At 69.0% G+C, this 14706-nt stretch carries 17 protein-coding genes and 1 pseudogene; 10 read left to right on the forward strand and 8 right to left on the reverse strand.

What is annotated here, in order from left to right; genetic code table 11:
- Positions 1–548 (forward strand): glycosyltransferase (locus tag DXK32_RS30060; RefSeq protein WP_114861855.1); only part of this gene is annotated, 548 nt, incomplete at its 5' end.
- Positions 545–1129, forward strand: a complete 585-nt coding sequence (locus DXK32_RS30065) for a histidine phosphatase family protein (protein ID WP_114861856.1) — start codon at positions 545–547, stop codon at positions 1127–1129. The genes DXK32_RS30060 and DXK32_RS30065, both read left to right, overlap by 4 nt.
- Before the next feature lie 9 nt (positions 1130–1138).
- Here the strand turns inward: DXK32_RS30065 and xth are convergent, their stop codons facing one another.
- Positions 1139–1933: an exodeoxyribonuclease III gene (gene xth, locus DXK32_RS30070; protein WP_114861857.1), complete on the reverse strand. Its 795-nt coding sequence runs from the start codon at positions 1931–1933 to the stop codon at positions 1139–1141.
- Between the two features lie 25 nt (positions 1934–1958).
- The gene (locus tag DXK32_RS30075) at positions 1959–2642 is read right to left on the reverse strand and encodes a fumarylacetoacetate hydrolase family protein (RefSeq protein ID WP_114861858.1); all 684 of its coding nucleotides are present in this window, start codon (positions 2640–2642) and stop codon (positions 1959–1961) included.
- A 399-nt stretch (positions 2643–3041) separates the two neighbouring features.
- Between DXK32_RS30075 and DXK32_RS30080 the strand changes: the two genes are divergently transcribed.
- Positions 3042–3536, forward strand: a complete 495-nt coding sequence (locus DXK32_RS30080; RefSeq protein ID WP_114861859.1) for a MarR family winged helix-turn-helix transcriptional regulator — start codon at positions 3042–3044, stop codon at positions 3534–3536.
- Between the two features lie 89 nt (positions 3537–3625).
- On the opposite strand, the gene DXK32_RS30085 is transcribed toward DXK32_RS30080, so the two are convergent.
- The gene (locus DXK32_RS30085; protein WP_114861860.1) at positions 3626–4387 is read right to left on the reverse strand and encodes a gamma-glutamyl-gamma-aminobutyrate hydrolase family protein; all 762 of its coding nucleotides are present in this window, start codon (positions 4385–4387) and stop codon (positions 3626–3628) included.
- A 281-nt stretch (positions 4388–4668) separates the two neighbouring features.
- Here DXK32_RS30085 and speD point away from each other — a divergent pair, with 281 nt between their 5' ends.
- Entirely contained in the window at positions 4669–5082 is a 414-nt protein-coding gene (gene speD, locus DXK32_RS30090; protein ID WP_432612371.1) for an adenosylmethionine decarboxylase, read from the forward strand.
- Positions 5079–5939, forward strand: a complete 861-nt coding sequence (speE, locus tag DXK32_RS30095) for a polyamine aminopropyltransferase (RefSeq protein ID WP_114861862.1) — start codon at positions 5079–5081, stop codon at positions 5937–5939. Before speD ends, speE begins: the two co-directional genes overlap by 4 nt.
- Before the next feature lie 3 nt (positions 5940–5942).
- On the opposite strand, the gene DXK32_RS30100 is transcribed toward speE, so the two are convergent.
- The 3 genes from DXK32_RS30100 to DXK32_RS30110 all read right to left on the reverse strand — a co-directional run bounded on the left by DXK32_RS30100 (position 5943) and on the right by DXK32_RS30110 (position 9794).
- On the reverse strand, positions 5943–7460 hold the full coding sequence (locus DXK32_RS30100) for an alpha/beta hydrolase (RefSeq protein WP_114861863.1): 1518 nt from the start codon (positions 7458–7460) through the stop codon (positions 5943–5945).
- Positions 7461–7616: 156 nt separating this feature from the next.
- A complete protein-coding gene (locus DXK32_RS30105; RefSeq protein ID WP_114861864.1) occupies positions 7617–8822 on the reverse strand; it encodes an OpgC family protein in 1206 nt (401 codons plus the stop codon).
- A 219-nt stretch (positions 8823–9041) separates the two neighbouring features.
- Positions 9042–9794 (reverse strand): SDR family NAD(P)-dependent oxidoreductase, encoded by a 753-nt coding sequence (locus DXK32_RS30110; RefSeq protein WP_114861865.1) that lies wholly within the window; start codon positions 9792–9794, stop codon positions 9042–9044.
- Positions 9795–9942: 148 nt separating this feature from the next.
- On the opposite strand from DXK32_RS30110, the gene DXK32_RS30115 reads away from it, so the two are divergent.
- Positions 9943–10620 carry a TetR/AcrR family transcriptional regulator gene (locus DXK32_RS30115; protein ID WP_114861866.1) on the forward strand — a complete coding sequence of 226 codons (678 nt, stop codon included), beginning with the start codon at positions 9943–9945 and terminating at the stop codon, positions 10618–10620.
- A 66-nt stretch (positions 10621–10686) separates the two neighbouring features.
- Here the strand turns inward: DXK32_RS30115 and catB are convergent.
- A pseudogene (gene catB / locus DXK32_RS30120) lies at positions 10687–11322 on the reverse strand (type B chloramphenicol O-acetyltransferase).
- Between the two features lie 304 nt (positions 11323–11626).
- Between catB and DXK32_RS30125 the strand changes: the two are divergent.
- From DXK32_RS30125 to DXK32_RS30140, 4 genes are all read left to right on the forward strand, one after another.
- Complete coding sequence (locus tag DXK32_RS30125; RefSeq protein WP_035670522.1) at positions 11627–11827, forward strand: hypothetical protein; 201 nt, start codon at positions 11627–11629, stop codon at positions 11825–11827.
- A 394-nt stretch (positions 11828–12221) separates the two neighbouring features.
- A complete protein-coding gene (locus DXK32_RS30130; RefSeq protein WP_114861867.1) occupies positions 12222–12608 on the forward strand; it encodes a MarR family winged helix-turn-helix transcriptional regulator in 387 nt (128 codons plus the stop codon).
- Positions 12609–12705: 97 nt separating this feature from the next.
- Entirely contained in the window at positions 12706–13185 is a 480-nt protein-coding gene (locus DXK32_RS30135) for a YchJ family protein (RefSeq protein WP_114861868.1), read from the forward strand.
- Between the two features lie 15 nt (positions 13186–13200).
- Positions 13201–13962, forward strand: a complete 762-nt coding sequence (locus DXK32_RS30140; RefSeq protein WP_114861869.1) for a YkgJ family cysteine cluster protein — start codon at positions 13201–13203, stop codon at positions 13960–13962.
- 297 nt (positions 13963–14259) lie between these two features.
- On the opposite strand, the gene DXK32_RS32820 is transcribed toward DXK32_RS30140, so the two are convergent.
- Positions 14260–14706 (reverse strand): hypothetical protein (locus DXK32_RS32820; protein WP_205215866.1); only part of this gene is annotated, 447 nt, incomplete at its 5' end.

Here is a 14706-nt window from a genome sequence, read left to right on the forward strand (position 1 = left end):
CTCTCGGCGGACCTTTGGTCCGCCGAGAGCGGGGGAGGGCCGGGGTGGGGGCAAGCGGTCCGCATCTGCTGATCGCCGGCGACGGCCCCGCACGACCCCGGATTGAGGCGATGTTCGGTGGGCGCGGACTTGCCCCCACCCCAACCCTCCCCCGCTTCGCAGGGGAGGGGGTTAGATTCCTCGGCCAGCAAAGTTCGGACGCCCTCGCCGCGCTCTACGCGGCCGCCGACCTGATGGTCTGGCCGGCGGTGAACGAAGCCTACGGCATGGCCCTGCTGGAGGCCCAGGCCGCCGGGTTGCCGGTGGTGGCTGGGCGCACCGGGGGGGTGCCGGACGTGGTGCGCGACGGGGTGACCGGGCTGTTGCCGCCGGTGGGCGACGCGGCGGCCTTCGCCGCCGCCGTCCGGGCTCTGCTCGACGATCCCGAGAGACGCCGCCGCTTCGGCGAGGCGGCGCGCCGCATCGCCGCCGCGGAGCACGATTTGACCAACGCGATGGACGTTCTGGACGGAGTCGTCCGACGTGCCGCGTGGAAAGGGAGCCCATGACCGACCTCATCATCCTGCGCCACGGGCCGACCGCCTGGAACGCCGCGCACCGTCTCCAGGGCGGCATCGACGAGCCGCTGTCCGACGCGGGCCGTGCCCGAGTCGCCACCTGGAGGCTGCCGCCGGACGTTCTGGGCTACCGCTGGGTCGCCAGCCCGAAGCGGCGGGCCTGGGAGACGGCCCGGCTGCTCGGCCTCGACCCGGCGCCGGAACCGCGTCTGGTGGAGATGGGCTGGGGCGACTGGGAGGGCCGCCTGCTGGAGGAGCTGCGGTCGAGCGGCGCCCTGACCGCGGACCGTGAACGGATGGGCCTCGACTTCCGGGCGCCGGGCGGCGAGAGCCCGCGCGACGTGCAGGCGCGGCTGATCCCCTGGCTGGCCGAGGTGGGGGCCGGCGGCGTGCCGACCGGGGCGGTGGCCCACAACGGGGTGATGCGGGCGCTCTACGCGCTGGCCACCGGCTGGGACATGGTGGGCAAGCCAGCCCACCGCCTGACCGACGGCTGCGCCCACCGCTTCCGCGTCGCGGAGGATGGGACGCCGTCGGTCGTGGCGATGAACGTGCCGCTGACGGAGCGGTGACTCAGCCGATCACAGGGCGAGATCGACCATCACCGGAACATGGTCGGAGGGCTTGGGCTCCCAGCCGCGGGCCTCGCGCAGGACGCGGTGGCCGGTCAGCGCGTCCTTCAGCGGCGGCGTGACCCAGATGTGGTCGAGCCGCCGGCCGCGGTCGGAGGCCGCCCAGTCCTTCGCGCGGTAGCTCCACCAGGTGTAGAGCTTTTCCGTGGGCGGAACGAAATGGCGCAGGGCGTCGACCCAGCCGATGGATTCCTGCATCGCCGTCAGCTTCGCCACCTCCACCGGGGTGTGGGAGACGATCTTCAGAAGCTCCTTGTGGCTCCAGACGTCGTTTTCCAGCGGCGCTATGTTCAGGTCGCCGACCATGACCATGCGGCGATCCGGGCTGCGCCGGGTCGTCCACCACTCGGTCATTTCGTCCACGAACTGAAGCTTGTGGGCGAACTTGTCGTTCTGTTCCGGGTCCGGAATGTCCCCGCCCGCCGGGATGTAGACGCTGTGCAGCTCAATCCCGCCGGGCAGCTCGGCGAAGACGTGGCGGCAGTCCTGCTTGCCGCACCAGTGCTGCACGTCGCGCGACGCGAAGGGCAGCTTCGACAGGATGGCGACGCCGTTGTAGCTCTTCATCCCGTGGATGTGGGCGTGGACGTAGCCCTTCTCGGCCAGCGGGGCCATGGGGAAGTCGGTGTCGACGACCTTGGTCTCCTGCAGGCAGATGACGTCCGGCTGCGCCTCGTCGATGAGGCGCAGCAGCAGATCCATCCGCATGCGGACGGAGTTGATGTTCCAGGTGGCGATGCGCATCGTCCGGTGAGTCCTGTTGCCGGCGTCAGGCGATGGTGACGGTGATGGAGCCGACGCCCTCGACCGCGCCCTCCAGCCGGTCGCCGGCGACCACCGGGCCGACGCCCTCCGGCGTGCCGGTGTAGATCAGGTCGCCCGGCTGAAGCTCGACCAGACCCGACAGGTAGGAGATCGTTTCGGACACGGTCCAGATCAGGTCGGCCAGATCGCCCTTCTGGCGCAGCGCGCCGTTGACCGACAGCGTCACCGAACCCTTGTCGGGGTGGCCGATGTCGGCGGCGCGGCGCAGCGTGCCGCAGGGGGCGGACTGGTCGAAGCCCTTGCCCATGTCCCAGGGCTTGCCTTCCTTCTTCGCCGCGTTCTGCAGGTCGCGGCGGGTCATGTCGAGCCCCACGCCATAGCCGTAGACATGGTCCAGAGCCCGCTCCACCGGGATGTCGCGCCCGCCGGTGCCGATGGCCACGACCAGCTCGATCTCGTGGTGCAGGTTGGCGGTCCGGGGCGGGTAGGGGATAGCGGTGCCGTCGGCGACGATGGCGTCGGCGGGCTTCATGAAGAAGAACGGCGGCTCGCGGTCCGGATCGGCGCCCATCTCGCGCGCGTGGGCGGCGTAGTTGCGGCCGACGCAATAGATGCGGCGGACCGGGAACGGGTCGCCGCCGGCGACCGGAACGGTGGGCTGGGGCCACAGGGGAATGGCGTAGGCCATGGCGCGCCTTTCTTTCGGAGGGGGTGCGGTTCGGGCAACCACCCTACCGGAAAGAGCACCGGAAAAAAGCCCCAGCCGTTGGGCCGGGGCTTTGGCGCGAAGACGCCCGGTCTGGGGGGGACCGGGCGTCGGAAGCTCCATTGTTTGGAACCCGTCTGCGGCAGGGGAATGAACCGTCGGCGGGCAACCGCGCCGGTATGCCTGTTTCCGGGGGGTCCGGGGTCAGGAGCGCGATCACTTCATAGGGGTAGAGGTGGAGCCGCTTCCGGGTGGAACCAATGCGTAACGGGAATGGGTGCTATGCATATGATGCGGATTGTGTGGTTCTTGCTGACAAAATCGGCACCTGCCTGCATTTTACACGACCAATAGACCAGTCAATAAACGACGGCTTTCACGTTGACCGACATCGACCGCCCCACCCCCTCGGACCGGCGCACCCGCCAGCGTCCGAGCAAGTCCGGAAAGATGGCCCTCGGCCCTCTGCCGGAGCTCGTCGGCTACAATCTGCGCAAGGCGCAGGTGGCCGTGTTCCAGAGCTTCCAGAACGCCGTGTCGCCTCACGACATGACGCCGGGACAGTTCGGCGTCCTGATCATGATCAAGGAGAACGAGGGCTTGTCCCAGTCCGACCTGGGCTCGGCGGTGGGCATCGACCGTTCGACCATGGTCGCGGTCATCGACCGGCTCGAGTCGCGCGGTCTGGTCATCCGGGCGCCCTCGCCCAACGACCGCCGCTCCTACGCGCTCCGCCTGTCCCCGGAAGGGGAGAAGCTGCTGGACGAGCTGATTCCGCGCATCCAGGCCCATGACAAGGCCATGGTGAAGGATCTCTCGGCCGAGGAGCAGGGGCAGCTCATCGACTTCCTGCGCCGCATCTCGCGGGCTGGCTGACGCCGATGGGTTGAGGGCGGCGTGCCCAATTCCTGGGCACGCGGCACCCGCCAATTGTTGACCTAATCTATTGTCCTGAAACCGTATTTTCAGGAAAGGCGCCGCCGCGCCCGGTCGGCGGCGGCGCTTCCGAAGGCGCGCAGGATCGCCGCCGACAGCGGGTTCTCCCAGAACCGCCATTCCGGGTGCCACTGCACGGCCAGCGCGAAGGCCGGCGCCCCGGCCACCCGCACCGCCTCGACCAGCCCATCCTCGGCCATCGCCTCCACGATCAGCCCGTCGGCCAGCCGGTCGACGCCCTGCCCGTGCAAGGAGTTGACGGTCACCGCCGCGGCGCCGCCGGCCAGCCCCTCCAGCACGCCACCGGGGGTCAGCCGCACGCGGTGCGACGGCCCATACTGCACGGCCAGCGGCGCCGCCTTGTCCTCGCGGTGGTTGGCGTAGCCCGGCACCTCGTGCACCCGCTGGTGCAGCGTGCCGCCCAGCGCCACGTTCAGCTCCTGGAAGCCGCGGCAGATGCCCAGCAGCGGCACGCCCATCTCCAGCGCGGCGCGGATCAGCGGCAGGGTGGTGTCGTCGCGCTCCGGGTCGTGCAGGGTGCCCGGCTCGCTGGGCGACCCGCCGTAGCGGTGCGGCTCGACGTTTGACGGGCTTCCGGTGACCAGCAGCCCGTCGAGCCGTCCCGCCACCTCGTCCATGTCCAGCGCCGTCCCCAACGCCGGGATCAGCAGCGGCATGCCGCCGGCCCCGTCCGACACCGCGCGGACATACTTGTCGCCGACGACGTGGAAGGGATGCTCCCCCATCATGCGGGTGCAGGCGGGAACGCCGATCAGCGGCTTGCGGGTCATGGCGGGGACCTCCGGACGGTGCGGACAGCCGATTATGCGCCGCCGCCGCGCCCCGCGCCAGGGGCGTGCCGCCAAGCACAAAGGGGATGCCGGGACAGAATTGTGTTGATTCGCATGCGAATTTGTCCCATATGCCCCCCTTCTCCGCGCCACCCGCGCGGAACATCTGCTGATGGGGGAGAACGATGGCGAAGACCGCTTCTCTCTTCCAATTGGGGATGGACTTGGGAAGCGATCCAAGGAAAGCCCAAACGGAAGGTCAAATCTCCAGCCGGACCAACGTGACTTCTGGTCCCTGGAAGGAATCCACAGACGACCGCAAGGATCATTTCATCGTCCGCGATGGCAAGGTCTGCGCCGGCACGCACCTGATCGTCGATCTGTGGGGCGCCGAACGTCTGGACGAGCTGGACCATGTCCGCTCCACGCTGATCGAGTCCGTGGAGGTGGCCGGGGCGACGCTTCTGCACATCCACCTGCACCATTTCACGCCGAACGGCGGCATCTCCGGCGTGGCGGTGCTCGCCGAGTCGCACATCAGCATCCACACCTGGCCGGAACGCGGCTACGCCGCGCTGGACATCTTCATGTGCGGCGACGCCCAGCCCATGAAGGCCATCCCGGTGCTGGAGCGCGCCTTCAAGCCCACCGGCGTGAAGTGCGACGAGCTGCTGCGCGGCGAAACCGGGTCATGAGCGACTCCGGCTCCGGCTGGTACGACGAGACGCTGCACAAGGACGTGGCCCAGCGCCTGCGCATGGGCCGCGTCCTGCATCGTGACCGCACCGCCCTCCAGGACCTGGTGATCTTCGAGAACCCGGTCCTGGGCCGCGTGATGGCGCTCGACGGGGTCGTCCAGACCACCGAGGGCGACGAGTTCGTCTATCACGAGATGCTGACCCATGTGCCGATCCTGGCCCATGGGCGGGTCCGCCGCGTCCTGATCGTCGGCGGCGGCGACGGCGGCATGCTGCGCCGCTGCCTGGAGCACAAGGCGGTGGAGCGGGTGACGATGGTGGAGATCGACCGCTCCGTGGTCGACCTGTCCATCGCCCATCTGCCGTCGATCAGCGCCGGCGCCTTCGACGACCCGCGCGCCGATCTGGTGATCGCCGACGGCTGCGCTTTCGTAAAGGAGACGGCGGAGCGGTTCGACGTCATCATCGTCGATTCCACCGACCCCCACGGGCCGGGCGCCGTCCTCTTCACCGAGGCGTTCTACGCCGACTGCAAGGCGCGGCTGACCCCCGGCGGCGTGCTGGTCACCCAGAACGGCGTGCCGTTCCTCCAGCCGGGCGAGCTGAAGGACAGCCACCGGCGGCTCGGCCGGCTGTTCGCGGACGCGAGCTTCTTCGTGGCGCCGGTGCCCAGCTACTACGGCGGCTTCATGGCCTTCGGCTGGGCCACCGACGACGCGGCGCTGCGCCGCCAGACGGCGGAGGCGATCCGCCCGCGCTTCGAGGCGGCGGGGCTGGCCACCCGCTACTACACGCCCGACATCCACGTTGCCAGCTTCGCCCTGCCGGCCTTCATGCTGGACGCGCTGAAGTAGAGTTCATGGCGGCTGGAACCCCGGCGGCTTGGCCGCCGCCGGGCAGGCGTTGGCGGGCAGGCTTTCCGACTCCACGAACTGGGCGGCCATGGCGACGGCGCAGTCGTCCGACGCGGTGACCAGATGGCCGGCGCTGCGGAAGACCAGATGCCGGCTCTTCGGCAGGGTCGTCGCGGCGCGCTCCGCCCACTCCGGCGGGGTCAGCGGGTCGTAGGCGCCGGACAGCAGAAGCACCGGCACCGCGCTGGCCACCGGCAGCCGCTCCGACGCCTCCTGGGCGGCGGCGGGCCATTGGGCGCAGACGCGCCGGCCGGGATCGTCGGCGGTGACGGCGCCGTAGGGGGCGAAGCGGCGGGCGGCCTCGGCCAGCCGCAGCGGGTCGGCGGAATTCACCGTCTCCCGGCATTCGATGGAGAAGGCCATGCCCTCCGCCGAGTCGGGGTCGCCCAGCCAGGGGGCGGGCACCCAGTCGGTCAGACGGTCGTAGCGCCCGCGCCACGCCCGTTCGATCAGGGCGGGCAGGCGGGGCACGCTCTCGCCCTCGGCCATCGCCTCCAACAGGGCCGACAGGGCGGCGGCGCTGTCCAGCCGTACCCAGCGCGGAATCTCCGGGTCGCCCACCGGCACGTCCACCGGGGCCTTGCCCAGCCGCTCCACCAGTTCCAGCAGATGGCGCTCCAGATCCGGGTAGGCGGCGCGGCACACGCGGTTGGCCGCGCAGTCGTCGAACAGCCGTTTGAACGCCCGGTGCGCCAGCCAGGGCGCCTCCTCCGTCGCGTTGACGTCGGGCGGGTAGATGGAGTCGAGCACCGCCGTGCGCACCCGCCCGCCGTGGCGCCGCAGGATCTCCAGCGCCACCCGCGTGCCGTAGGACACCGCGAACAGGTTGACCCGCTGCGCGCCCAGCGCCGCGGCGACGTCCATGGCGTCGTCGGCGGCGATGGGTGTGGTGAACATGGCGCCGTCCAGCCCGGCGGCGGTGAAGCGGTCTCGGCAGGCGGCGATGGCCGTGCGCTCCAGCGCGGCGCGGCGGTCCCGCGACACCGGGCGCAGGCGGGGGGAGGCGCCCAGCACGTCCAGCTCCGGGCAGTCGGTGTCCGGCTCGGCCCGCCCGGCGCCGCGCGGGTCGAACAGAACGACGTGGCGCGACCGGCGGAAGCCGGCGGTCAGCGACCACCACACCTCCATCCGCTCCTCCACCGCCTCGCCGCTGCCGAAGGGGGAGGCGCCGGGCCCGCCCTCCAGGAACAGGACGGGGTCGGGGGACGGCTGCTTGGCGGTGGACAGCAGGACGACGACCGGCAGCCGGAAGGCCCGCGCCGCCGGCCGGTCGCGCCGGTCGGGCACGCCGACCGTCCCGCACAGCGCGGCCTCGCCCTCCGGCACGGAGAACCAGCAGGGGCCGGGCACGAAGCGGGGGTCGGCATGGGCCGGCGCCGGGGCCAGCGCCGGGGCCAACGTCACCGCCAGCAGGGCGGCGGCCAAGGTCCCGAACCACCGATGATGGGCGCGTCTCGTCACGCGGGTCGATTGTCCTCAGCAGCGAAAGGGCGGGCGGGGATCGGCCGGGCGATGGCCCTTCCACCGGTCCCACCCCTTTTGATGCTTTCTCTTTGACCCAGCGGGGCGGGCTTGTCCAGGACAAGAGGAATTCCGTCCGTCCTGGCCCTGGCGCGTTCAGCCCCGCGACGAGCCCATCCGGACGGCGCCCCGCTCCGCCGGCTTGGCGCGGCTCCGCTCCCGCCACAGGGCGGGGATGGCGAGGCTGGCGACGCTGGCGAGCAGCAGGACCGCCTTGGTCAGCTGGTTGAAGGGTCCGCCGAACAGGTCGATCAGCAGGATCGCGTAGGCGACCAGGACGTGGAACAGGTAGACCTGCAGCGAATGCCGCCCCAGCAGCCGGAGGAAGGGCAGGTTGAACAGCGCGGTGAGCAGCCGGGCGGTGCCGGCGGCGACCGGATGGGACGACCGCGGCCCGGCGATGAGCAGCCAGGAGACGACGTAGGCCAGCGCCGCGAAGTTCGCGAGGTAGACGAGGCTGAACTCGGTGCGGTCGACGTAGCGCAGGAAACGCTCGCCGACGATCGGGCTGACCAACTCATGGACGAAGGACAGGTGCCAGGCCGCGCAGACCACCACGGTGACCAGCGCCGGAACCAGCCAGGGCGGCCGCTCGACCGGGAACCAGCGGTCGGCGTGGAAGCGGCCCCGCTGCACGGCGCTGCCGATCAGCAGCCCGGCGACGTAGAGCACCTGCCAGGCGAGCGGGTTGAACGGCCCGCGCACCGCCAGCCCGTCGCTGAGCCGCCCCAGCCCGTCGTCGAGCGCGCTCAGCACCGGCACATGCAGGCCCATCTGCACGGCGGCCCACAGCGCGGCGCTGCCCAGCGCGACCTTGCGGGCGTGGCCGTCGAGGATCAGGCGGAGCAGCAGCGGGGTCGCCGCGAGGTAGAGGATGTACTGGATCAGCAGATCCGTGAAGGTCGGGGAATGCAGAAGGAGCGCGCTCGCCAGCAGGGTGCCGGGCTCCAGTCCGGCCAGATGGCCGAGGAAGCCGCCCAGCGGCTCCCGCGCGCCGGGGACCAGCACCACCATGGCGGTGACCAGCGCGATCACCAGCATGGTCGAGACGTACAGCTCGCGGGCGCGGGCGAACAGTCGTCGCCGCGCCGCCTCGGGCGAACGCTGGGTCCAGACGCGGGTGTAGTACATCCCGGCGACGATGCCCGACAGCAGCACGAAGCCCTGGGCGTCCTGCACATAGCCGAGTTCGGCGTGGTTGACCTTGGCGAGCAGCACGCCGCCGGCCAGCACCACGTGGTTCACCATCATGAAGACGAGGAAATAGCCCCGCAGCCCGTCGAGCGTCGCGGAGCGGCTCATCGGGCGGCACTCCGCGGCGGCGGCCGTTTTGTGGGGGAAACGGCCGTTTTCATCGGTGCGTGGCGCATCTGTCGCGTCTCCGTCGCTGGTGTGGGCGTTCCTCGGGTCGCCCCATATTCGTCGTTAACGAATTGTTAATCCTTGGCCGAAGCCGTCCGGGAGAGCCTTTTCGAACAAAGGCTTCCCCGAACCGGTTCCGGATTCAGGCGTTCAGGCCTTTCAGGCGTTCAGGCCGCCGTCCACCGTCAGGGTGGCCCCGGAAATCTGACGGGCCGCCGGGCTGGCCAGGAAGGCCACCGCCGCCGCCACGTCCTCCGGCTTGCCGTAGCGGCCGAGCGGAGTCTGCGAGCGCAGGATTTCGGCATGGGCGCCGTCGGCGGGATTCATGTCGGTGTCGGTCGCCCCCGGCTGGACCAGATTCACCGTGATGCCGCGCGGGCCGAGTTCGCGGGCGAGGCCGTGCGTCAGGGCGATCTGCGCCGACTTGGTCATCGAATAGACGGTGACGCCCGGCGCGGTGATGCGGTCGGCGAGGCACGACCCGATGAAGACGATGCGTCCGCCCTCCTTCAGATGCGGGATGGCCGCCTGCGCCACCAGCACCGCAGCGCGCACGTTGACGTCCAGAAGCGCGTCGATGTCGGCGAGGCTCATCTCGGCGACCAGGCCCTGGCGGGCGATGCCGGCGTTGTTGACCAGGATGTCGAGCGCACCGAGCGCTTCCACCGTTCGGCCGACCAGGGCCGCCATGGCCGCCGGGTCGGCGCTGTCGGCCTGGATGGCGACGGCGCGCCGGCCCTTCGCCTCGATCGCCCGGACCACCTCGGTGGCGCGCTCGGCCGACCGCTCGTAGGAGATCGCCACATCCGCGCCCTTGTCGGCGAGCGCCAGCGCGATGGCGGCGCCGATGCCCCGCGAACCGCCCGTCACCAGGGCGCGCTTGCCAACCAACTCACCACTCGGTTCAACCATGATCCGTCATTTCTGTGTCGTTCGATACAAAAATAGCTAGAGGCGTTCGGCGCCGCGGTCAATGTTTTTTGTGTTGATCGACACAGAAATGGAGCGCGGCTGTCCGAGGCCATTGCCCCCACGCCACGCCAGGATTAAATAGTGTTCGATGCAGAAATCACGTCCGACACCGTCCGCCGATGACGGGGCATCGGCACCGCCGCCCGCCCGTGGGCGCGGACGGCCGCGCGCCTTCGACCGCGAGGCCGCCCTGACCCAGGCCACCCGCCTGTTCTGGACCAAGGGCTACGAGGCGACCTCCATCGCCGACCTGACGGAGGCCATGGGGATCGGCTCACCCAGCCTCTACGCCGCCTTCGGCTCGAAGGAGGCGCTCTACGTCGAGGCGGTGAACCATTACCGCAAGAGCTACGAGGGGCTGGTCTGGGGGCGCTTCTTCACCGCCGGCACCGCCCGCGAGGCGGTCATGGGGCTGCTGATGGACTCGGCCGCGGCGCTCACCGGCTGCCGCGGCGACATCCCGCGCGGTTGCATGGTGACGCTCTCGGCGGTCGGCAGCGAGGGGCACGCCGAGCTGGGCGAGGTGGTGCGGTCGGCGCGCGCCTCGGCGGTCGACATCCTGACGGAGCGTCTGGCGCGGGCCGTGGCCGAAGGCGAGATCCCGGCCTCGGTCGATCTCCACGCGCTCGCCCGTTTCGTGCAGACGGTGCAGGCCGGCATGTCGATCCTCGCCCGCGACGGCGCGGAGCGCGCCGAGCTGGAGGCCGTGGCCGAGGTCGCCATGCTGGGGTGGGACGCCCGCGTCGGCGGCCGTCCGCCCCCCTGAGCGTTCCGTCGCTCACGGGGGTCGGCTTCGCCTGCCGATGAACAGGCGAAGCCGACAAGGTTGCCGTCAGGCGGCTTTGATCACGTCCTGCCAGTGACGGTGCAGGCGCGCAACGTCGCCGCTGGTCAGGATCGGCATGGCCTCCTGCAACTGGTCATCGGACCAATCCCACCACTTCATCGCGAGCAGCAACGCGATGAGATCGTCGTCGAAGCGCTTCCGGATCACCCGGGCGGGGTTGCCGCCCACGATCGCGTAGGGCTCGACGTCCCGCGTCACCAGCGCCCTCGTGCCGATCACGGCGCCGTCGCCGATGGTGACGCCGGGCATGACGATGGCCTCCGACCCGATCCAGACGTCGTTGCCGATCACCGTGTCGCCGGCTGGCCGATAGCCGTTCCGCGCGCCGGCGAAGGCCGGCACCTCGGGCATTCAGAAGAAGGGAAAGGTGCTGATCCAGTCGTTCCGGTGGCCTTGGTTGCCCGCCATGATGAAGGCCGCGCCGGATCCGATCGAGCAGAAGCTGCCGATCACCAACCGGTCGACGCCCTCGTCCGGAAGAAGAAACCGGGCGCAGTCGTCGAAGCTGTGGCCATGGTAATAGCCGGAATAATAGCTGTACCGGCCGACGACGATGTTCGGGTTGGTGACCTGCTGGTCCAGCGTGATGCCCTTGAACGGGCTTTCGAAGACGTTTTCCATCAAACCACTCACGGCTTGTGAGCCGCCATCCGGCGGCTTCCGGCCTGCGCGCGGGCGCAGGCGCACACCGCGGGCTCCCCTATCGGGGGGCGCGCGTTCAGGCTCTGCGCGTCGGACGCGTCAGAGCGCGATGCCGGTGGTACTTGGGGTCGCCTTCATGACGGGACTCCATACCGTGGAAAAGGCGGTTCGCCAAGGGCGAAGGCGGAGCAGCCCAACCGCTTGGTCCGGCACGCGGAAATCGGGCTTGACGGAAATCATCCGATAGCGGATTAATTGCTCCTCTGCACCAAGGAGAGGAGTCATGCAAACCTTGTGGAACGCCCTGCTGCGGCAGTGGCTGGACACCGCCGGCGACGATGCCGGGGTGGAGACGCTGAGCGCCCATCTGCGGCGCGACATCGGGCTGGACGGAACCGAAGCGGGCTATGTCCCGGCCCAACACATCCGGGAGCGGAACCTTTCGGACGCCCGGTCATTTTTGACGTTGCAAGCGTATCGCTGACCGGCGATACCCGATCCTGCGGTTTCCCTTCGGGGCCGCGCCTTCCTTCAACCCCTGCCTTTCTTCAACCCACGGAGACCACGATGAAAGCCATCGTACCCACCACCCCGAATCGCCGACAGGGCGATTGGTCCGCCCATACCGCCCGGCGAGCTAACGGCTCCCTTCTTCAACCCAGCGCATTGGAACGCGAATTCCGGATATCGAGAGGAAGCCATGTGTGTCTTTTTGGGGTTTTGCGGTCGTTCGGTCTTCGTTGAGCACGCCCACTGGGCCTCTCCGGATCGTTTTTTCGACGCCCGGCGGGATAACGGGGAATTCGTGATATGGCTTGGACGCCTGAACATCATCTACACACCGGCCCGATGGGGTCCTCGCTCGGGGAGGGTCGCTGATGCCGGCCCACATTCGCCCTGACGAGGTGACCACCGTCGTCCATGTGCTCGAGGCGTTTCGCAAGCTCGATCCCGACCTGCCGATCCAGTACGCGCTGTCCTTCATGACGATCGCGCAGAACGAAGGGATCTCCATCGGCGAGCTTGCGGAACGGCTGGGCATCGCCCAATCCTCCGCGTCGCGCAACGTCGCGGCCCTCAGCCGCTGGCACAGCTTCGGGAAGGCCGGACTCGACCTCGTCCAGGCCCAGGAAGACCCGCGCGAACGCCGCCGCAAGATCGTCACGCTCACCGACACCGGCCGCGCCTTCCTCGAGGAGCTGCGCGCCATCGTGAAGCCGGCGGTCCACACCCCGTCCGAACCGCGTCGCGCCCGTTCGGCCTGACCTTACCTGTCCGTCCGATGTGTTTGGTCCGCAGCGCTTGACCGGGCTGGCCCATCCTGCCACACCAGCCCCGGACCCACCGACGGACCCGCGCGCCATGACCTCCTCCGCCTGCCCCTGCTGTTCGGGCCTTTCCTTCGAGACCTGCTGCGGCCCGATCCTGGCCGGCGCGCCCGCCGCGACGGCCGAGGCGCTGATGCGGTCGCGCTACACCGCCTTCGTGCGCCACGACCTCGACCATGTGGAACGCACCCACGCGCCGGAAATCCGCGAGGACTTCAACCGCGCCGAGGCGGAGCGGGTGGCCGACGAGTGCGACTGGCAGCGGCTCGACGTGCTGCGCGCGACGGAGGAGGGCGACGAGGGCACCGTCGAATTCCTGATCCAGTTCCGCCGCGACGGCCAGGACATGCGCCACCACGAGCGCGCGTCCTTCCGCCGCATCGACGGCCAATGGCTCTACAGCGCTGGCGAGGTGAACCCGAAGGGCGAGCCGCGCCGGGTCGTCAAGGTCGGCCGCAACGAGCCTTGCCCTTGCGGGTCGGGGAAGAAGTTCAAGGCCTGCTGCGGCCGCTGAGGGCGGACCCGGATCATGGAACCCCGCTTCGCCTGCACCGCCTGCGGAAAATGCTGCCACGGGCTGTTGCCGCTGACGCTCACCGACGCGGTGGCCCACGCCGTGCGCTTCCCGCTGGCGCTGGTCTGGACGGTGGTGCGGTCGAACGCCAAATCCTACGACCTCGCCACCCGGCTGGGCACCAGCGTGCGTCTGCCCAACCGCAAGACGGTGGCGGTGCTGATCCAGCCCACCGCCTATCTGCCGAACCACTTTCCCTGTCCGGCGCTCCAGCCGGACAACCTCTGCGGCATCCACGCCGACAAGCCGTCGCGCTGCCGGACCATGCCCTTTTACCCCTACCGCGAGGAAAAGGATCAGGCCGATCTGCTGGTTCCGCGCAAGGGCTGGGAGTGCGACGTCTCGGCGGAGGCGCCGGTCGTCTACCGCAACCACGCCATCCTCGACCGCAAGGATTTCGACCGCGAGCGCGCCGAGCTGCTGGAGCAGGCGCCGGTCATGCGCACCTACGCCGACTATGTGCTGAAATACATGCCGTGGATCGTCAACGATCTGGCGAAGATGGCGGCGGCCCCGGCGGGGGGAAAGCTGGTGACCAGCCTGTCGTCCTTCCTGACGGCGACCCGGCGCACCGACGCGCGGGAGCTGGCGGCGGCCCAGGCGCCGCTGCTGCGGGCGATGGCCGAGCGCACCCGGACCGATCAGGCGCTGGCGGAGTTCCACAAGAACTACGCGGGCTGGGCGAAGGAGATGGAGCGGCTGGCGCAGCGGGGGTGATGGGGTATCCGCCTCTTCATTTTTACTCTATGAGCTTCCTCTGGCGGAAGTAAGTCGTGACCTCTTACTCAGCGAACGTAGTTTATGGCCCGAGTCGCAGGGACAGCCTGCTCGATTCGGTATGAAGACAGGAATCGGTCTAGACCGAACTGTCTAAAGAAGGGGTTGCTTAAACGCGATTGGCGCTCCAGTACGGGATGAGTTTTTAGAAGTCGAAGCGCAAGTGTTTTGCGTCTTCCATGTGATGGTCAGCTTGAAAGCCCATGAACCCATTGTAAGATATGGATTATTTCTGTTTCAGAACGAATTCATCAAAACCGTAGGAGGCCCTTCAATCAACAGGTTGGGTCTGGGGCGGCCCTCCTTGCACAATTTGCTGTGTCCGGAGAGGCTTGACACGGCCCCTGACGATGGCTCAGGTAAAGATATGAACTCTTCATCACGACCGCTGTTTCTCCGCTTTTTGCTTTGCGGAACAGCGTCATCCCCCTCAAGAAGCATGGAGGCCAAGAAGGCCAGACCGCCCTGACTCTGTCCGGCGTACGAAGCGTAGCTTGCTGAGCGGCTGCGTGGACACTCCCCGACCATGGTGTACCACCACCGAAGATCGGGGAGAGCCACTTGGGAAATACCGCGACACTTGGCACTGGCGCGGCGTGTGCTTTCTGGAAAAAGCGATTTTACGCTAACAGGCTGCGGAAAAACGAACATATTCCGGCCTTTTTCCTCCGCTGAGGCTTGGAA

It is taken from the genome of Azospirillum brasilense, assembly GCF_003349955.1.
Lineage (GTDB): Bacteria > Pseudomonadota > Alphaproteobacteria > Azospirillales > Azospirillaceae > Azospirillum > Azospirillum brasilense_B.